This window comes from Mesorhizobium sp. W050 (genome assembly GCF_054719535.1).
In genome coordinates, this window is record NZ_JBTTIH010000001.1 from 504,212 (window position 1) to 522,996 (window position 18,785).

Annotated in this window: 14 protein-coding genes; 5 read left to right on the forward strand and 9 right to left on the reverse strand. The window is 60.5% G+C overall.

The annotated features are described in order from the left end of the window. Positions 1-112: 112 nt before the first annotated feature. From ACYG9Y_RS02375 to ACYG9Y_RS02395, 5 genes are all read right to left on the reverse strand, one after another. Positions 113-1,228, reverse strand: a complete 1,116-nt coding sequence (locus tag ACYG9Y_RS02375) for a hypothetical protein (RefSeq protein WP_023737702.1) — start codon at positions 1,226-1,228, stop codon at positions 113-115. Further along, complete coding sequence (locus tag ACYG9Y_RS02380) at positions 1,225-1,953, reverse strand: N5-glutamine methyltransferase family protein (protein ID WP_023696869.1); 729 nt, start codon at positions 1,951-1,953, stop codon at positions 1,225-1,227. Before ACYG9Y_RS02380 ends, ACYG9Y_RS02375 begins: the two co-directional genes overlap by 4 nt. A gap of 169 nt (positions 1,954-2,122) precedes the next feature. Then, positions 2,123-3,229: a glycosyltransferase gene (locus ACYG9Y_RS02385; protein ID WP_023671792.1), complete on the reverse strand. Its 1,107-nt coding sequence runs from the start codon at positions 3,227-3,229 to the stop codon at positions 2,123-2,125. Position 3,230: 1 nt separating this feature from the next. Beyond that, complete coding sequence (locus ACYG9Y_RS02390) at positions 3,231-4,829, reverse strand: GumC family protein (protein WP_031243977.1); 1,599 nt, start codon at positions 4,827-4,829, stop codon at positions 3,231-3,233. A 218-nt stretch (positions 4,830-5,047) separates the two neighbouring features. Continuing rightward, positions 5,048-6,307 carry a VpsF family polysaccharide biosynthesis protein gene (locus ACYG9Y_RS02395; protein WP_023737703.1) on the reverse strand — a complete coding sequence of 420 codons (1,260 nt, stop codon included), beginning with the start codon at positions 6,305-6,307 and terminating at the stop codon, positions 5,048-5,050. A 256-nt stretch (positions 6,308-6,563) separates the two neighbouring features. On the opposite strand from ACYG9Y_RS02395, the gene ACYG9Y_RS02400 reads away from it, so the two are divergent. Beyond that, positions 6,564-7,667 carry an acyltransferase family protein gene (locus tag ACYG9Y_RS02400; protein ID WP_196814872.1) on the forward strand — a complete coding sequence of 368 codons (1,104 nt, stop codon included), beginning with the start codon at positions 6,564-6,566 and terminating at the stop codon, positions 7,665-7,667. A gap of 42 nt (positions 7,668-7,709) precedes the next feature. Here the strand turns inward: ACYG9Y_RS02400 and ACYG9Y_RS02405 are convergent, their stop codons facing one another. Then, on the reverse strand, positions 7,710-8,750 hold the full coding sequence (locus ACYG9Y_RS02405; protein WP_023686303.1) for a glucosamine inositolphosphorylceramide transferase family protein: 1,041 nt from the start codon (positions 8,748-8,750) through the stop codon (positions 7,710-7,712). A gap of 609 nt (positions 8,751-9,359) precedes the next feature. Here ACYG9Y_RS02405 and wecB point away from each other — a divergent pair. From wecB to ACYG9Y_RS02420, 3 genes are all read left to right on the forward strand, one after another. After that, positions 9,360-10,514, forward strand: a complete 1,155-nt coding sequence (gene wecB / locus ACYG9Y_RS02410; RefSeq protein WP_023737705.1) for a non-hydrolyzing UDP-N-acetylglucosamine 2-epimerase — start codon at positions 9,360-9,362, stop codon at positions 10,512-10,514. Continuing rightward, positions 10,507-11,844 carry a UDP-N-acetyl-D-mannosamine dehydrogenase gene (gene wecC, locus ACYG9Y_RS02415; RefSeq protein ID WP_023686301.1) on the forward strand — a complete coding sequence of 446 codons (1,338 nt, stop codon included), beginning with the start codon at positions 10,507-10,509 and terminating at the stop codon, positions 11,842-11,844. The genes wecB and wecC overlap by 8 nt, the downstream gene beginning before the upstream one ends. 86 nt (positions 11,845-11,930) lie before the next feature. Further along, the gene (locus tag ACYG9Y_RS02420; RefSeq protein WP_245260360.1) at positions 11,931-12,644 is read left to right on the forward strand and encodes a WecB/TagA/CpsF family glycosyltransferase; all 714 of its coding nucleotides are present in this window, start codon (positions 11,931-11,933) and stop codon (positions 12,642-12,644) included. Between the two features lie 40 nt (positions 12,645-12,684). Here ACYG9Y_RS02420 and ACYG9Y_RS02425 read toward each other — a convergent pair whose 3' ends face one another. Continuing rightward, positions 12,685-14,124 (reverse strand): lipopolysaccharide biosynthesis protein, encoded by a 1,440-nt coding sequence (locus ACYG9Y_RS02425; protein ID WP_023737706.1) that lies wholly within the window; start codon positions 14,122-14,124, stop codon positions 12,685-12,687. Positions 14,125-14,291: 167 nt separating this feature from the next. Between ACYG9Y_RS02425 and ACYG9Y_RS02430 the strand changes: the two genes are divergently transcribed. Further along, a complete protein-coding gene (locus ACYG9Y_RS02430; protein ID WP_023737707.1) occupies positions 14,292-15,410 on the forward strand; it encodes a glycosyltransferase family 4 protein in 1,119 nt (372 codons plus the stop codon). An 18-nt stretch (positions 15,411-15,428) separates the two neighbouring features. Here ACYG9Y_RS02430 and asnB read toward each other — a convergent pair whose 3' ends face one another. Beyond that, on the reverse strand, positions 15,429-17,318 hold the full coding sequence (gene asnB / locus ACYG9Y_RS02435; RefSeq protein ID WP_023737708.1) for an asparagine synthase (glutamine-hydrolyzing): 1,890 nt from the start codon (positions 17,316-17,318) through the stop codon (positions 15,429-15,431). Between the two features lie 222 nt (positions 17,319-17,540). Further along, positions 17,541-18,782: a glycoside hydrolase family 5 protein gene (locus ACYG9Y_RS02440; protein ID WP_031253214.1), complete on the reverse strand. Its 1,242-nt coding sequence runs from the start codon at positions 18,780-18,782 to the stop codon at positions 17,541-17,543. Positions 18,783-18,785 lie beyond the last annotated feature (3 nt).

Consider the following 18,785-nt stretch of genomic DNA (forward strand, 5'->3'; position numbering starts at 1 on the left):
GATCCGGTCTTGCGATACGACATGCATGAAAGAAATACTAAGCTCTTGTCTTTACGCAATTCCGGACGGAAAGCCGCGCACCCTTTCCTGGAATTGCTGTAGGCGGAACGCTTCAGGTGAAGCGGCCGCCGATCAACTGGCTCCACTGCTCGCCCGCAAGCCCGTTCAGAAAGACCTGCGCGTTCTTCATGGCATCCAGAAGCTCGGGATCGCGTGAATGCACGACGGTCGAGGCGACCGGTATGAAGGCTATGCGTCTTACAAGCATGGCCTCCAGAAGTGCGGGCTGGACGCGGCCGCGCAAGCCGGAGACACCGCGCCGGGCGGCATGCTCGACCAGGCAATCGATCACCGGCCCGGCCTGGCCGGGAAGAGCGAGGACCTGCAGCACGCGGCCGATCCCGTCCGGTCGAGCGTAGTAGGCGAAAGCGCCGACATTGGCGCCGTTCGGCGATGCCACCGACACGCAGACAAGCTCTCCGAAATCCGGCTTTTGCGCCGCATCGCCCAGAATATGGTTGAGCTGACCTTCCGCCCACTGCGGACGTAGCGGAAACTGGGCGCAAAGCGGCTCCAGCAGCCCCGCAAAGCTGCCGCTGTCGATCTCGGAGGTCCGAAATGCCCCCCGGCTCGATGCGTTGGCGACGACGCCGGTCCAGCGTCGTTGACCGCCCTCCATTTTGCGAAGGTAGAGCCGGTCGACCATCCGGGCGAGCGGGTTTAACATCCAGGCAAGCTTCATGTGACTGGCAAAAAGGCTGAGCATGAAGGTCGCCGGCCGCATCACGCGAACCCAGTCAAGGCTGTATTGCGGCAGCACAACGCCGCGAAGCCGCGTCCACAGTTTCACGGACGTATCATTGGCGGTTTCGCTGAAGGAGATGTCCTGCGGACCATCGAGGAAGGCCTTCAACAGGCGGGCACCGGCCATCGGATCGGTCTCGTGATCCTCGACCATCAGCGAGCTGCAGATGGCAGCGTAGAGCTGCCGGCCGTTGAATTTCATTGGCAGCGCATGAACGCCGACGAACCCGGAAACCTGGCCGGCGTCATTGACATGGACAAGCGAACGGAGCCCGCTGCCCCAGTCGGGTGCCTCCAGATAAAACCGCCTCATGTAATCGACGAGGGAGGCCGGCGCTGGCCCCCGCTTCTTGCGCAGCATGCGTTGAAACATGCCCGCGACGGCCGCAAGGTCGGCCTGATCGAGGGCGCGGACGACGCTCACGCCGGGCTCCCGGTTCCGGGAACCCGGCCACCATGTTTGCGCGCCATGGCGACACGGGGCTGGCCGTCGGCCGTCACGGCAAAGGTTGGGGTTTCGTAGGATTTCGTTCTCGATAAAAGGGTTGCTATCTGCCGATCTTGACCTTCGCCGAACTCAAATAGCAGCCATCCGCCTGGCTTGAGGAAAGCTGCGGCATCCCGGACCAGCCTTTGGAGGATCGAAATACCGTAAGGGCCGCCGTCGAAAGCTTCCCGAGGTTCGTTCTCCAACAGATGCGCGCTTTCGCTATCGAGACGGGATGAGGAAATATAGGGCGGGTTGCACAAAACCATGTCGGCAGCGCCGTGGAGGCCGTCACCCTCGATCGCGGCAAATAGGTCGCCTTGCCGGACCTTGATCCTGTCCTGCAGGGCGAGGCGCACAACATTGCGGCGGGCAAGCGAAACCGTGCTGTCGGTCAGGTCCGCCGCCCATGCCCGAGCCCGAGGACATTCGCTGACGATGCCCACGGCAAGATTGCCGCTGCCGCAGCACATGTCGATCAGGATCGTTTCGTGCGCCTGTTCGCCAAGAATGGCCGCGGCCGTCCGGCCAAGCAGTTCCGTTTCGGCTCGCGGCACCAGGACGTCAGGCGCGAGTTCCAGCTCAACCCGCATGAAGCGGTGCAATCGCGGCCAATTGCGATCGTTTGCACGGCCGGCAGGAAGGCTGTGATGCTGCGGCAAGGAAAATCCCTATCCTGAGGATAAAACGCGGGTTCCCTGTTGTTACCAACTCCGGGTAAATTGATGTTAAAGATCATGATTGGATTGGGAGTAACCGGCCTATGTTGGCGGCGTCCTGTCCCATCAATGGCGAATTCCTGTGCCGCCGCAAGCCGATCCATGCGCTAATTCAGAGCAACGCCTCGTACCGGTCTCCGATCTTTTCAATTTCGAAATCCGCCGCCCTGCTTTTCAGGATCGCGGCGGTTGTCGGCTGGTCGAGCATTCCGGCCATCGCCACTGCCAGGGCCGCGGCATCGCCGACCGGCACCAGGGCGCCGAAGCGGCCGTCATCAAGTATTTCGCGCGGGCCGTGCGGCGCGTCCGTGGAGACCACCGGAATCCCCGCTGCCATGGCCTCGACCAGAACATTGCCGAAGCCCTCGCTGGTCGATGATAGGACGAACAAGTCAGCTACGGCGTAGCAGGCCGCCGGATCATTGACATAGCCCGCAAACAGAACGTCTGCGCCGATACCGGATTCTTCGGCATAGGCGCGCAGCTCGTCGGCCAGCGGACCCTCGCCGAAGATGACAAGCCGGGCCCGGCGGCCGGCGCGCAGCACAGCGAAGGCCCGCAGCAACGTCCAATGATCCTTAACGGGCACCAGGCGTCCGGCGGTGATGATGATGGGGCCGTCGCCCATCGCCGCGAGCTCTGCCTGCCAGGCGTAGGAGCGTTGCTGGGATGCCGCAGCCGGCGGCAGCGGGTTGTTGATGACCACGACCTTGGATTTCGGGAAGCCTCGGGCCACAAGATCGCCGCCGACACCCTCAGAAACCGCGATGGCCCTGGTGGCGCGGGCCGCAACCAGGGCCGAAAGCCAGACCGCCATTTTCGCGCCAAGGCTGCCGGAAGGCAGTGAGGCGGCGGCGTGGAAACTCGGGAAGAACCGCGCCCTGCTTCGCGCGAGGGAAAGCGCCAGCGCCACGACCAGATTGGCGAATTCCGGGGCGCTGTAGATCGCGTCGGGAGAAAGGCGGCCAAGCAGGCCCGCGCTTCGCACGATGCCTTTCAATGTCGCCCACTTGCCATAACCCTCGCCGCGAATGGGGAGGCCGAAATCGACCAGATGCACGGCAGGCGAAAGCAGGGCGGCATTGGGCCCCTGCGCGTTCCAGGTAAAAAGCGTGACGTTGTGGCCGCGCGATGCCAGCTCGTTCGCTATCAGGACGAACACACGCTCGGCGCCGCCGCCCCTGAGGCTGGCAATGTGAAAGACAATCCGCTTCGCCATTTCAGGCGCGGCTGGCAATGACGTCCGGGCGGTTCGGCGGAAGACGCATGTCGCGCACGATACCCAGGGTAATGGCGAGCAACATGCCAAGGATCATGCCGCCAATGGCCCCCAGGCCGATCATCACGACCGTGCGCGGGGGCCATGAACGGCCCTTTGGCGGCACTGCGGTGGAAATCACCTGCACATTGGTGCTGTCGATCTGTTCGCGCTCGGTTATCTGGCGTGCCCGCGACAGGAAGCTTTCATAGATAGCCGTCTTCGACGCGGCGTCACGTTCAAGTTCACGCAAGGCGACCTCGGAATCGCTATCCGAGAACACGTTGCCCTTCAAGTCATTCATCTTGGCATTGAGGGAGGCCGACGAGGTTTTGGCGGCATCGAGATTGACCTTCGCCAGGCGCAGGGTGCGCGCGTATTCGGCGCTGAGTTGCGCGCTGACCGTGTTGTACTCCGTCTTCAGCCTGACGATCGACGGATGACGGGGGCCAAAGGTCATCGACTGCGAATCGATCTGCTGGCGCAGGCCGTTGGCCGTTGCGCGCAGCGCCACAAGCGCCTCCGACGTGGCGGGACCGGAATTGGTGCCGTTTGCGCCGGCGGCAAGCAGGGCGTCGTAACTTGCCTGCGCGGCGATGACGCGCGATTGCGTCTCCACGATCTGGCCGTTGAGCTGGGTCATGGTTTGCGAGGAAACAAGCTGCCCATTGCTGGTGGCCAGATTGTGGCTGCGCCTATAGGCCTCGACCTTCTCTTCGGCCGCCTGCACATCGCTCTTGAGCTGGCCCAGCCGCCCGTCCAGCGCGGCCGCGGCACGGCTGGCGCCGGAAGCCTCGGCGCTGGCCAGCTCTTCCTGGAAAGTCTTGACGATATCCTGCGAAATCAGGATCGCCTTAGCGGGGGTTTCCGCCGATACCATCAAGGTCGTGACAAACGACTTTTCATCCGCGATGCTGCTAACCCGTTCCGCCAGGTTCTTCAGGGCGGTAAGCTTTGGGTCGGGTTTGGCGCCGTCCGTCCCTGTGCGGCTTCGGTCCGCGTCGAAGAACTCCGGGTCACTGGCCAGGTCAAGATCGTCTACAACACGTGAAAGCACGCTGCCCGAGGTCAAGATGCGCTCTTTGCTGCGCGCGCTGAGCAGCTGTCCATCGACCTGGGCCGATTGCGGGTAAAGATCATTCGGAACAACCTGAAGATTGGCGGGATTGATGAGGATGTCCGTGGTCACGGTGTAGCGCTGCTTGCTCAGCAGAGCGTAGGCACCGCCGATGATCCCGCCGGCGATTGCCAGCAGGCATACCAGAGCGAGGCCGGCGCGCAGCCAGACAAACAGACGCCCGAAATCGAGTTCGAGAAAGGTTCCGATCTTGTTGAGCGTCACCGTCGTGACGGGCTCGGCTACAGGCGGCGCCACGGGTGCAGGCGACACAGGGGCCGACGTTACAGGGGCCGACGTTACAGCGGGTGCCGCCGCATGTGCCATGATCGGCGCGGTTTGTTGCGGCTTTGGCCTGCTGGCGCGCCGCGCATTTTCGATCCGTTCATAGGGGCTAATGCCGGCGGCGGCCGCGGCTGGAGGAGGACCGGAAGCGGCGGACATCATGCTAACCCTTTAATATTCAATACGCACAGCCTGCTTTACGGAAACATCGTTAACATTTCATTTTCCAGGCGTGTCAGGCGCGTTCCGGAACAGCGATCTATCCACCCTTGGTCGGTATTCTGCCACGCCCGTCGTAGCCTGGCAAAGCGTGCAGGCGTTTCAAATGGAAATACAAGAGGTCGTCGCGAGGGCACCCGCAAGGAGCGGGCTTGGCGTCATGTCGCTGTTGATGCTGGTTGGCCTTGAAGGGGCGTGCCGAGGCGCCCATCCGGCTTTCGATAAGCGAGCAACAAGATGACGAGCAGCATGATATCCGGCGCCTTCGAAGAAAGGGCATTGTTTGACAATGCCGCGAGAATGGACGCGGCCGCTGCGATATGGGCGGCCCGAGGCGTATTGCGCAGGAGCTTGAAAAGGAACCGGAAGAAAGCAAACGCGAAGAGCAGGGCGATCGGCAGGCCGAACAAAAGCGTAAGAACGACCGGCGTGCTTTCGATGAAGGGGAGGTTGAGCTTTTCGTTGACGATCTTCAACAACTCGTTGGGATTCATGCCAAGCAGGATGTCCCTCCATTCAACGAACTTGAATACATCGTAGATCTTGACGCGCGCGTCGTAATTTTGATCAAAGAGCGTGTTGCTGAAGCGGTTCAGCAGCCCCGCCGAAAAGAGTATCGCAATCAGTATGGCGCCACCGGCCAGCGTCAGCATCAGCACCAGGAGTTTGGCCTGGCGTTGATGTCTGGGTGACAAGTCCGGCCAAGGCAGGAACACGAGCAGGAACAGGATCTCGCCGCAAGCGAGCAGCAGGGCGGTGCGCGCGCCCGAAGCGGCCGTGCCGATGAAGAGAATGAAGATGCAAAGCGCGCACACCCAGATACGCCACCGCGTCAATGCAACGAAACCTATGGCGGTGGTGCAAAGCGCGCCCAGCGCCAGCGGATGGGCCGACAGTCCGATCGGCCGAAAGTCCAGCTCAACGAGGGGATAGGGCAGGAATCGATGCTGGGTGACGGCCTCGATCGTTCCGATGATGGCGCTGAGGACGATCATGCCGACGATGACATTGCCAAGCGCCCTGCGCACATGGTCACCCAGGGCAAGCATGATCATCGCCGCGGCACAAGAGACCAGATAGGAATCGATTATGAAGCCGGCCGAGCCGGCACGGCCTATCACGAAGAGATAAGGCACCAGCCACAACAGCAGCAGCGAATATAACAATGTCGCCTTGAACAGCCTGACTTCATCGCCTTCGAGCCGAATTGGCCGGGTCGTGGCGATGACGACAAGCAGCAGAAAGATGGCATAGGTCCCGATATGCAGCTTTTCGGGAAACGACCCCCCCTCCGTCGAATAGGACATCACCATATTCATCAATTGCGGAGGGATGGTCGAGCGGAGCAGGAAAGCGAAGGCCGCGAGGAGAAAGAACAGGAGTGTGAGGGCGTCTTGGCGGCTGGCCTGCGCGGTCACGAACTGTTGCTCTGTGGGGGTGACACTCACGATTATCTGACCAGCGTTGCGGCTTGCGATTGAGATGGCAGGGGACGAACGCATCCCCGGGTACATTTTCCTGCAAGAACGTAAAGGAATATGGATAACCCGATCTTAACAGTGGCGATGCCCGGCATGGGCTATTTCATGAAGTCGGTAACCCACACTTAATTGGCCGGTCGTATTGATGGCGATGCTTTGCACGGCGCCCGACGCGCTGCCTGTGGACGGCACAATGGCATCAGGCGCCGGCAAAGCGCAGGAGATCAAGGTGAAGAAGTTCTATTCGATTCAGTATCTTCGCGCCTGCGCCGCCTTGCTGGTTCTGTTCGCACACGCCTTTTCCTATCAGATTGGCGTGGACAATCTGATTATTGTGACGGCGGGCCGCCTGGGCGTCGTTCTGTTCTTTGTCATCAGCGGTTTCATAATGGTCCATATTACGGGAGATGGTCCGTTTTCCGCTGCCACCTTCCTGAAACGCCGAGCAATCCGGATCATCCCCCTTTACTGGCTTTTCACCAGCCTCGCCGCGGTTCTGGCGGCGCTCGCGCCAAGTCTCTTCCAGAAGACCGTCTTTACGTGGCCCCACTATCTTCAGTCGCTCCTCTTCATTGTTCACGAAGCGCCTGGACGGGATAGCGCCAGTCCAATCCTCTCACTCGGCTGGACGCTCAATTACGAGGTATTTTTCTATATCGCTTTTGCGGTGTTCGCATTCCTGTCCGTGACCTCGCGCGTATTTGTGCTGACGGTCTTTTTCATTGCGATGTGGATAGCCGGGCTGTGGCTGGCTCCCACCAACCCTGTTATCCAGTTCTATCTCAACCCTTCTCCGGTGGCATTCGTCATCGGTATGTGGATAGGGCGGCGCTATTTGGACGGTGATTTCACTTCCGACATACGCCATGCTTGGATATTCGGCGTAATGACCGCTGCGGGCGGGGTGCTTTCATTCGTCGATGACGGTACGCCGCTCTTGGGTCAGATCAGCTTCGCGGGACAAGCAATGTGGGCGGCGGGCCTACTTCATCTCAGCCTCATTCTGGAGCCGAAACTCAAGCACTGGAGCCTTCTCGAGCAGTTGGGCGACGCTTCCTACGCGCTTTATCTGTCGCATATCTTCGTGATCGGCGCTGTGGCGTACCTGGCCAGACGCACCGTCGGATACGAGCATCCGACAACGGTATTGTTGGTGTCGGTGGTCAGCATCGTGGCAGCCTGCCTCGTCAGTCTGGTGATTTACGAGATGATCGAGAAGCCGATTCTTCAGACCCTGAACGGCAAAAGGAAGACGAGAAACACACCGCTTCCTCATATTGCCACGGAGAACAAATAAGCAGGCCAAGCAACGGGACGGTCACGGCTTTCAGCGCTTCAGTCAGCCCGCGCTGTCCACGACCTCGACATTGCCGGCGCGGTTAAGCGTATGAATGCCCGTGCGTGCCCATGCCGGACCCGCGCCGATCGGCCGGGGCGAGGCAAAACGGACATCGGACGCGTCGAGTCGCTCAAGCCGCATCAGCCCCAGACCACCGCCATAGGCCCTCGATCCGTTCTGCACCGGCAGCACCAGGGCATCGTCGTGGCGGATAAAGGCGCCGCCCGGCCGGGTGGCCGAATGATCGACGGCAATGGGATTGAGCGGATGGGCGACCCATGGCCCGCGCAGCGAGGGTGCGCAATAGACCGCCATCGTGTCCGACGCGCTGCCGTAGCCGAACCGCTCCGTTCCAACCAGCCAGAAGCGACCGTCGGATTCGAGCAGCGTCGCGTCGTTGAAATCCCTGTCCGCCATCAGCACCGTGTCGCGGACCCAGCGGTCGGGAAACTGCGCGGCGCGATAGAGCACAAGTTCGCGAGCCGAACCACTTTCGGGGATCATGAAAATCTCGCCATCGTGTGCGAACACCTGCGGATAAGACAGGTGGTGCGCTTCCTCCAATACAACCCTTGGAACACCGAAAGTGCCATCGTCACCGAGCTCGGCGACGGAAATCACGCCGCGACTCGTCGCGTAGGGGAATTCCTCGACAAACAGATGATGGCGGCGGTCGGCCTCGAAGACGAACGGGTCGGCATAGAAGCGTTGGCCATCGTCCGGCAGGACTGTGAACGGTTTGCCGTCGAGTTGCCCGGTTTCGGCGATGCCTGGTCCGTCGATCACCCGATAGGCAACCTGCCAATAGAAGGGGCGTCGTCCCCGCCTGATTTTTTGCACGGCGCGATCGATCAAAGCCCTGCCGAAAAAGGGCACATAGTGTCGAACAAAACTGTCGTTCTTCAGGATCGGCACCGGGTTGTCGCTTACCGGCACAAGCTTGCCCGCAAAGAAGCGGGCGACGGTTTGCATGATCAGCGACATGGCGCCGGCGAGCAGGTCGTTGCAGCTTCGAGATAGCCAGAGCCTGTCTGCCAGCATCGGTCTAGCCTGGGCCACGACAACGCCATCGAGGCGAGCGCCAAGTTCAGGCAATTGTCCGCTCGCCAACATTGCGGCAACGCCGGCTGGAAAGCTGTTGCGACCGCAAAATTCGAGCCTCAGGACTGGCGCGTCTTGCCCCGTTGCGCTGGCAGTGAGATCTATGACGAGGTCCGGAGGGCCGCGATCGATGGGCGGCAACGGCTCGGACCGGCCCGCCAGCGAGGGACCGAAACGCCGGCTCTCGATCGCCAAGACAGTGTCCAGCCCCCGAGCGGTTGGCGCCGGCGCCGGCGCGTGGCAACTCGAGACCACATAACCTGCCGCACCCAACCGCATGAAAAGCTCATTTTCCCAGCGCCGGGATGCGACGGCGTGGCCGATGATTAAAATATTAGTCAACCCAAGTTATTCTCGTTAAAGCAAAAAATGGCTTTGCTCTGGTATCTTTCCCCACAGTTCCTGGCAAGGGTTGCCCAAGGGGGGCTGCGGACTCTAGCGTTAATCATACGTTAATTTTTTTGAATACGAAGGCGGTTCAGGGCGCTATTGTTAGGCTGAAAGCACATGTCAGCCGGGCGCCCACGCTTTCGGTGACCAGGGTCAACCATGAACGCCGTTTCACATCCGAACTTGCCCTCAAGGCGAAAACTGCTGATCGTGTTCGGCACGAGGCCGGAGGCGCTCAAATGTTTTCCGGTGGCGCGGGCCGCGCTCGCCCATCCAGGCTTCACCACGGAAATATGTGTGACGGGCCAGCATCGCGAGATGGTCAATCAGGTCATCGAACTGACGGGCCTGCCGGTGCACTACGATCTCAACATCATGCAGCCAGGTCAGACGTTGTTCGACGTGACCTCGCGCGTGCTCCTCGGAATGGCGGGGGTGCTGGAGAAGGCGAAGCCGGACATCGTCATCGTCCAGGGCGACACAACCACCGCGATGACCGCGGCTCTAGCTGCCTTCTACAAGCGCATTCCGGTTGCCCATATCGAGGCGGGATTGCGCAGCCACAACATCAACTCTCCCTTTCCGGAGGAACTGAACCGCAAGATTGCCGGCAACATCGCCACCTGGCATTTTGCGCCGACCACCGAGGCGCGCGACAATCTCATCGCCGAAGGAAAGGCTGCGAACACCATCTTCGTAACCGGCAATACCGTGATCGACACGCTGCTGCATTTCTCCAGCGAGATCGATGCCGACAAGTTGATGAACGCCAAGCTCGCCGCTCGTTTCCCCTTCATCGATCCGACCAAGAAAATGATACTCGTCACCGGTCATCGCCGTGAGAATTTCGATGGCGGCATCCAGAGAATCTGCACCGCGCTGAAGGCATTGTCGGCGCGCAGGGATGTGCAGATCATCTACCCGGTCCATCCCAACCCGAATGTGCGCTCCGTGGTCGAGGCCGAAATCGGGACGGTGCCGAACATCCACCTGATCGACCCGCAGGACTATTTGCCGTTCCTGTACCTGCAGAAACAGAGCTACCTGGTGTTGACCGACAGCGGCGGCGTGCAGGAAGAGGCGCCTTCACTCGGCAAGCCGGTGCTGGTGATGCGGGAAAACACGGAGCGACCCGAAGGGATCGCCGCTGGTACTGCCCGGCTGGTCGGCACCGATATCGAAAAAATTCTGGCCAATGCCAATAGCCTGCTCGATGATGAGAGCGTCTATCGCGGCATGGCGGAGAGGCACAATCCATACGGCAATGGCCAAGCTGCGAGCCGGATCGTTGAGGAATTGCTGAATCATGGCTGAAATCAAAACCGTTTCTGTTATCGGCATGGGCTATATCGGCCTGCCGACCTGTGCCATTTTTGCCAGCCGCGGACTCGATGTCATCGGTGTCGATATCAACGAGGCGGTGGTCGCGAAGGTCAACCGCGGCGAAATCCACATCATCGAACCGGACCTGGATGGTTTGATCCAGAAAGTTGTCGCCAATGGCAAGCTCAAGGCATTCAGCACGCCTCAGCCGGCCGATGCCTATATTATCGCCGTTCCAACTCCGATCACCCCGGACCGCAAGCCGGATGTCAGCTACGTGCTTGCGGCAGCGCGAAGCATCGCTCCGGTGCTAAAACGGGACGACCTGGTGGTGCTGGAATCAACATCGCCGGTCGGTACGACGCGTGTCATGACAGCGCTGCTCGCGGAACTGCGACCCGATCTCAAATTTCCCGTTGCGCATGGCGAGGAAGCTGACGTCCTGGTCGCCTACTCTCCCGAGCGCGTGCTGCCGGGAAAGGTGCTGACCGAGCTGATCAACAATGATCGCTCGATCGGCGGACTGTCCCGAAAGTCTTCGGAGCGGACAGCGGCACTCTATTCAAGCTTCGTCGCCGGCGACCTGTTCATAACCCAGGCCGAAAGCGCGGAACTGGTTAAGCTGACTGAAAATGCGTTCCGCGATGTCAATATCGCCTTCGCCAATGAGCTTGCGGCGGTGTGCCAGGATCTGTCGCTCAACGTCTGGGAGGTAATCGATCTCGCCAACCGGCATCCTCGCGTGAACATCCTGCAGCCGAGCCCGGGCGTGGGCGGCCACTGCATTGCGATCGATCCGTATTTTATCATCGACGCCGCACCGAACAATACGCGGCTGATCAGTTCGGCACGGCGCATCAATTCCGAGCGACCCTTGTCGGTGGTCAGGGACATCGAGGCATTGCTCGACCCGACCCGCAAGCAGACGATCGCCTGTCTTGGCCTCAGCTTCAAACCCAATATCGACGATATGCGCGAGAGCCCCGCTGTCGAGGTTGTTAAGCTTCTGTCCAAGATTCCCAATATCAAGATCGTCGCTGCCGAGCCCAATGCGCGTCAGTTGCCACACGAGCTCGAGGGCAGCGGCGTCATGTTCACCGATGCACTTTCCGCTATTGACCAATCCGATATCGTCGTCCTGCTGGTCGACCATCGACAATTCAATCTGATCGATCCCGAAGCGCTCAAGGACAAGAAGCTCGTCGACACACGGGGCCTGTGGACCTGGCGCAAGGCGCGCAAGCCCGACGCCCGCATCGAAGGCAAGAAATCCGAAATGGAACGCTCGCAGTCTCTCGCTCGCACCGGAGAAGCGGCATGAACTCGCATGACCCGGCATGGGCGCAACACTCTCTATTGGCATCACGCCGCCGCGAGTTTCTCGGTGCGACCATCCATGCGCTGACCATGGCCGAGACGCTGGCCATCGCAGACGAGGCGATGGCGACGCGGCGACCGCTTCATCATGTTGTCGTGAACGTCGCCAAGCTTGTGAACATGCGCAAGAATGCCGAACTGCGCGAGGATGTCGTCGGGGCGGATATGGTCAATGTCGACGGCAAAGGCGTGCTTTGGGGCGCGCGGCTCTGCGGCGTCGAGTTGCCGGAGCGTGTGACCGGCGTCGACGTCATGATCAACCTGCTTGCGCTGTGCGCCAAGCGTGGCTATCGCCCCTACCTTTTGGGCGCTGAACAGCACATTCTCGACGCTGTTGAAAGCCGACTTGCCAGAGATCATCCGAGCCTGGCCATTGCCGGCCGGCGCAATGGGTATTTCAAGGCGGAGGAAGAGGCCGCGATCGTCGAGGCCATCAACGCTTCAGGTGCCGACTGCCTGTTTGTGGCGATGCCGACGCCGAGCAAGGAGCGCTTTCTCAAGCGCTATCGCGACGTACTCGCTCCGAGTTTCGTCATGGGCGTGGGCGGCAGCTTCGACGTCTATGGTGGAAAGGTCGCCCGGGCACCGAAACTGGTTCAGGCGGCCGGCCTGGAGTGGCTGTTCCGCGTGGCGCAGGAGCCGCGACGCTTGTGGCGCCGCTACTACGATACCAACACCGCCTATGCACTGCTGCTGTGGCGTGAGTTCTGGTCTCGCCGGGGACGCCGAAACGTCAATCCGTAAGCTCGCGACTTTCAGACAAGCATGCCTCATAGCGCGGGATTTATGCGATCCGGAGCCGTGCCCTTAGCTTGCCGATGAACTGCGTCACGGCCGCGGGGTGAAACAACCAGGTCAGTCCCAGGAAAGCCGCAGCGCCGGCGACGCCGCCCGCCGCGAGCGGAAAGATCGCCGGCATATAGCCCAGCGCAGTGCTGGCGAGGCTGGCGGCCAATCCGGTGCAGATAGAAATTATGATTGAGACAGCGATGTCGCGCCAGGGCACCGGCACCGGCGTGAGCCTCTCGGCGATGACGATGCAGGCTGCAAGACCTGCCAGCGATCCGCCCGCCAACGCCAACGCCGCGCCAACCTCCGCCATGGTGGGAATCAATAGAAAAGACAGTGAAATCGTTGCCACCGAGCCGAAGGAATTGGCGATGATCAGCAACCACGGCCGCTTATGTGCGTGCACCACGACGCCATAAACGAAGCTTGTGAGATTGGCACAAAGAACGCTGAAGGCGATGATCGGGAACAGCAGGCCGAAGCGACCATGATATTCCGCGGGCAGCAGGAGTCGCGTGATGTCGCCGCTGAGCGCGATAAGCATTGCTGCGACCGGCAGGCAAAGGCGTATCATCAAGGCCATGAGTTGCGACAACAACCGCCCGGACGCCTCGGATCCCTCTTCGTCGAAGCGGCTGACCACTTCTGGAAATGCGCCCATGTTGATTGCGTTGGCGACCATATCGATCGGCTGCCGAGCCAATGCGTAGGCGGCTGCGAAGACGGCCACCGCGCCGGCATCGTAGTAGAGCTTGAGGAAGACGCGTTCAGCGCTGTTGAGACCGAAACCGACCAGCGCCATGATGACCAGGGGCACGCCGAGGGCAAAAAACTCCTTGTGGGTGAAGCGCGGCGGGCCGCCAATAACGCGCCCGGATGCCACCACGCACGCCACGATGCCGGCAATCAGCACGGCGAGGCTCGAGCCGAGCGATACCGTCAGAAACGAGCGTTGGAAGATAAGGATGGCGGCGATCGGCAAGGCGAGTTGCAGCAGGCCGCGCAGATATTCAAGCATCGAATAGAGGGAATGACGCTGCTGCATTTGCAGCACCGTCAACGCGAACCGGCTGATGGAGCCGGCAATCAGATAGCTGCAGACGGCGATTGCAAATTCGATCCAGCGCTCCGGCACGATCACCGCCGAGGCGATCACGGATATGATCAGGGCCAGCACCGTGGTGGCAAGCAATACCTGTCCGGCAAGCATCAGGCTGCCACGGCTGACGTCGCCTTTTCCACCAAGCCGCAGCAAGGCAATGCGCAGCCAGTTGGTAACGGCAACATCCGTCATTTCGCCCACGGTGACCACCAGGGTCAGCAGGCCATACTCGGTCTGGTCGATCAACCGCGTCATGACGACCAGCAGGAGCAGAGCGGAAACCCGCGTCAGCAGAATAGCTGGGCCATAGATGAGCGTGGAACGGAGCAGCAAAGGGTTGTCCCGGAAAATTTGCCGTCGATTAACCGTTGACCGACAGGAATTCCAGCATGATGACGGCAAAGGGTGAACGGATACAGTTTGAACCAAAAGATTTGTCGTAAACCTTTTTTGGAACCTTTGCTTTACGGTCACCCGGCATCCGCAATCCAAACGGTGTCATGTTGCAGCGTCTCGCCCACAATAGAAAAATACATGTCCTGGTCGCAACGCCCTCGGGCGTTTCGGGACAAGGCGGCATCGACCGGATCATGGGGGCGCTGAAGCAGGAGTTCGAACGGCAAGAGATCGCCGACATCGATCTGCGCTTTCTTTCCAGCCGTGGCCCGGGACATGTCGGGCTTTCGATCTTCTACATGCTTGGTTTTTGCGCGCGGATGGTTGCGGCCCGCCTCGACAGACGCGCCGACGTCATTCACATCAATATATCGGTCTCCGGCAGCACCTATCGCAAGATGATTATCGCCGCCTGCGCCAGGCTGTTGTCGATACCGTATGTCCTTCATCTGCATGGGGCGCAGTATCAGACATTCTGGAAAGATGATCATAGTTTCATGAGCCGCCGTATCAGGGCTCTGTTCGAGCATGCCGGCCGGGTGATTGTCCTGGGGGGGCTTTGGCGCGATTTCGTCGCCAGCCGGGCACCGGCGAGTGGCGGCAATATTGTCATCGTTCCCAACGCCACGGCAGTTCCTTCCCTGGCGCATGTCGGCGGAGGCGATCACGTGCACATCCTGTTCCTCGGCCGCATCGGCGAGCGAAAGGGCGTGCCGCAGTTGGGCGAGGCGCTGGAGCGGATGAAACATCTCAGGGGTTGGCGTGCCACGATCGCCGGCGATGGTGAGGTCGAGCCGGCACGAGCGAGGTCGGTCGCTCTAGGGATTGCCGACCGTGTTGCTTTTCCGGGCTGGGTGGGACCTGACGAGGTCGCATCACTGATCGCTTCGGCCGATATTCTGGTGCTCCCCTCGTTCGCCGAAAATCTGCCAATGTCGGTGATCGAAGGCATGGCGGCCGGCCTGGCTGTCGTGGCCACCCCGGTGGGCGCGGTCGAGGACATCATCACCCATGAACAATCCGGTCTGTTGGTGCCGCCCGGCGATGTGGCGGCGTTGACCGAGGCGTTAACTCGGCTGGTCGAGGATACGGCGCTGCGCGCGCGGCTTGGCGCCGCCGCCATGGCGGTGCACCGGGAAAGGCTTGAGCTTGCACCGTTTGTCGACGCGATCTGCGATGTCTGGAGATCGGTCGCGTCCGAGGCGCGATCGGTCAAGCGCTGACGCTGTCCTTCATTGTCGTCACTGCGGCGGGCCAAGCGCGAATTCGCGGTGGAATATCTCCAGGTTCAAAAGCGCCCATATCAGTTTTTCGTGGTCCGCGGCGCGCTCGGCGTGCTCCCTGACAATCTGGTCCAGCTTCTTGGCGCTCAAATAGCTACGGATGACCGAATGGGACGAACACAGATGGTCCCGTACATAATCGCTCATCGGCCCGCGGAACCATTCGGCGACGGGCACCTTGAAGCCGATCTTTGGGCGGTTGAGGACCTCGTCGGGAACCATGCCGGCCATGCAGTCGCGCAGGATCTGTTTGCTGTGCAGGAGGCCCAGCCTGTAACGATCGGGCAGTTGGCTGACGAAGGAAACCAGATCGCGATCGAGGAATGGCATTCGCCCCTCGATTGAACCGGCCATCATCACTCGGTCGCCCCGTTCCAAGAGGTTGTCGGGCAACCACGATGTCTGATCAAAAAACAACACACGGCGCAGATGAGATTCCGTCACACTCGAAGAGAACGGGAAATCATTGCGGTCATGGCCGCAAGTGGCCAATCCACCGAGGAGCGAATCGCGTTCCCGCGCCGTCATGGCTCCAAACCAGGAGATCATCCGGGTGGCAAAGTCCCGTTCACCCGCGCTTCGGGCAAATATGTCGAACTTGGCCGATGCGCCGGGCAATGCGCGCATCAAAGGGGCGAGGAGATTGTTGTGAAGCGACGCTGGAACAAGTGACCGGTAGACACCCGCCAGAGACTCTGCGCGATGTTTGGGGTAGCCGCCGAGAATCTCGTCCGCCCCTTCGCCCGTAAGCACCATCTTGACGTCCCGCGAGGCTCGAACCGACATCAGGTAAATTGGAATGTCCGTACTTTGTGAAACAGGTGCCCCCCGATGGCGGACCATCTTGGGCAGATGATTCATCAGGTCATCCGCCTGGATGACGATTTCGCAATGATCGGTCTTGAAATGATCGGCGACGCGCCGGGCGAATGGAAGCTCGCTGTAAGCCTGTTCGCTGAAACCGACCGAAAACGTACGAATGGGGTTGTCGCTGTGCCTGGTCATCAGGGCAACGATTGCCGACGAGTCGAGCCCCCCGGACAGAAAGGCGCCAAACGGCGCATCACTGCGCATCCTGATCTCGACAGAACGGTCGAGCAATTCCAGAAATCGTCGCTTGGCGGTTCCTGGATCGATATCCGCTGTCAGATCGGTCTGATCCGGGGGCGCATAATAGCGCGTTTCCGTTACTTCCCCTTGCGACCACACAGCGTAGCTTCCCGGGTTGAGCTTGCGGATCTGTTTAAAAAGCGTCCGCGGTCCAGGCACGTACCGCCAGGTCAGATACTCGCGCACTCCATCCAGATCGAGCTGCTGGCCATCTGGCTGCGCAGACAACAACGCGCTGATCTCCGAGGCAAACGACAGCAAATTTCTGCCTTGCATGAGGTAAAGGGGTTTTTTTCCAAAGGGGTCGCGGGCGAGGATCAATTCGCGCCGTTGAGCGTCCCACAGCGCAAAAGCGAACATCCCGCTCAACCGGTCGAACATGGCCAGGCGCCACTGGTCATAAGCCCTGAGCAGCACTTCCGTGTCGGAGCGTGTGCGAAAACGGTGACCGAGACCGATCAACTCCTCACGCAGCTCGATGTAGTTGTATATTTCGCCGTTGAAAATAATCCGGAGCCGTCCGTCCTCGGTCTGCATCGGCTGATTTGAATCGGCGTTTAAGTCAATAATCGCCAGGCGGCGATGCACCAATGCCAACTGGTCCTCGCCTGTATTCAGGTCCAAGAGTTCGATGCCTTCGGCATCGGGACCACGATGCTGCAAGGCATTCGACATCCCGGCGACCCGATCTTGTGGCTTCTCGACCCTGCGCCCAATCCAGCCGGCAATTCCGCACATTCTTTCCCTTGGCCCTCTTTCCCTTGTTTGCGTATGATTGAGGACACCAATCTACAGCGAATATATTAAATAGCTGCTCGGTGGAGTGATTTTAAAACTGAGCCTGATTTGGTTCGATCAGGCTCTCTCGGCTGCAACTGGAGACGACAGTCCTTGGGTTTCACGCGATTGATCGCCAGCAACCACGCAGACCGCTCGAGCCGATCCTGACGCGATGACGAGTTATGGCAGGCCCAGTGCCCGCAACATCTCCCGGTCCGGGATCGCAGGCCCCTTGGGTTGGATAACACTCATTCCGTAAGGATTGGAGAATTCCCAGGCCGACCACGGCATCGCGAAGCGTTCCGCCTCTCTGCGCACTGCCATGAGATAGCGCAGGCGATCAGCATCGAAAGCTCCCATGCGGCCATCCGCAGACATCAAGATAACGCCGAATTCGCCCACGAACAGGCGTCGGCTCGCTATGCCATGGGCTTCAGCCCAGTCGACCGCCTGACGGAAACCCGCTTCGAGCTGGCTCTGCCCCCAATTCTGCTCAAAGTATCGGGCGATCGTTTCACGCGCCGAGGCCATGTTCATCACCTCTTCGATCTGGCTCAAGCCGGCGGCGTCCATCTGCGCCTTGAGGGTTTCGGCGACCACTTCGGGCGTGCTGGCGTCGGCAGGCCAGGGAAGGCCGGAGGAGAAAGCGTTCTTGTCATCGGCCCGCTGGTGCGTGAAGCTGTGCGGATCATACATGTGGAAGCTGTAATAGACGTTGGGGTCGTCGAAGTTGGGGTCCAGGTTGACCAGTCCCGCGATGCTCCCGCCGCAGGCGCCGGTCGCGACGATGGTGAGTTCGCCGCTGACGGCGCGAATATCGCGAACCGTGCCTGCCATGATCCGCTGCCAGTCATCGCTGCCGCTTGAATCGCACGGGTAGTAGGCGGGCTCGTTATAGGGCTCGAGGGCGACCTTGTCGGCGCCAATTTTGATCAGCATGGCAGCCACCGCCACTACCATTTTGCGATAGCGGGCAACACCCTCGCTGTCGGCCCCGCCATAGATCATTTCCATGCTGTAGGCCGGAACCTGGCTGACGCCATGCAGATCGAAAACCACCTTGAGCCCGCTTGAAACGACCCGCTGCACCGCAGCGGCAAGCATGTCCAGCGCCTGTTGTCGTTTGGCGCCCTCGCTGGCAAGCAGAGGGCCAGGGTCGACACTCAGCCGGACAAAGTCGAAGCCCATGGATCGAATGCGATCAAACTGGTCGCCGTCCGGCCAATCGGTGAGCGGCCTGCCGCCCGCAAGCCATTCCTTCTCGCTGCGATAGGGCGGCCATTTGTAGGAACCATCTTTCTCCACCGGCGACCAGTTGAGCCATTCATGGACGCCGACGCCGCGCTCAAGCGGGATCGGCGCCGCCTCGGCTGACATAGCCATGCCAAGTGCGCACGCTATGACGTAGACAACTTTTCTCATCGC

What these genes read in the sequence shown, in the direction of transcription:
- ACYG9Y_RS02420 (WP_245260360.1), top strand. Translation starts at nt 11,931, where the DNA reads ATGGCCGAGACGCTGGCCATCGCAGACGAGGCGATGGCGACGCGGCGA.
- ACYG9Y_RS02440 (WP_031253214.1), bottom strand. Translation starts at nt 18,782, where the DNA reads ATGAGAAAAGTTGTCTACGTCATAGCGTGCGCACTTGGCATGGCTATG.
- ACYG9Y_RS02405 (WP_023686303.1), bottom strand. Translation starts at nt 8,750, where the DNA reads ATGCTGGCAGACAGGCTCTGGCTATCTCGAAGCTGCAACGACCTGCTC.
- wecC (WP_023686301.1), top strand. Translation starts at nt 10,507, where the DNA reads ATGGCTGAAATCAAAACCGTTTCTGTTATCGGCATGGGCTATATCGGC.
- ACYG9Y_RS02400 (WP_196814872.1), top strand. Translation starts at nt 6,564, where the DNA reads ATGGCATCAGGCGCCGGCAAAGCGCAGGAGATCAAGGTGAAGAAGTTC.
- ACYG9Y_RS02385 (WP_023671792.1), bottom strand. Translation starts at nt 3,229, where the DNA reads ATGGCGAAGCGGATTGTCTTTCACATTGCCAGCCTCAGGGGCGGCGGC.
- asnB (WP_023737708.1), bottom strand. Translation starts at nt 17,318, where the DNA reads ATGTGCGGAATTGCCGGCTGGATTGGGCGCAGGGTCGAGAAGCCACAA.
- wecB (WP_023737705.1), top strand. Translation starts at nt 9,360, where the DNA reads ATGAACGCCGTTTCACATCCGAACTTGCCCTCAAGGCGAAAACTGCTG.
- ACYG9Y_RS02390 (WP_031243977.1), bottom strand. Translation starts at nt 4,829, where the DNA reads ATGTCCGCCGCTTCCGGTCCTCCTCCAGCCGCGGCCGCCGCCGGCATT.
- ACYG9Y_RS02430 (WP_023737707.1), top strand. Translation starts at nt 14,292, where the DNA reads ATGTTGCAGCGTCTCGCCCACAATAGAAAAATACATGTCCTGGTCGCA.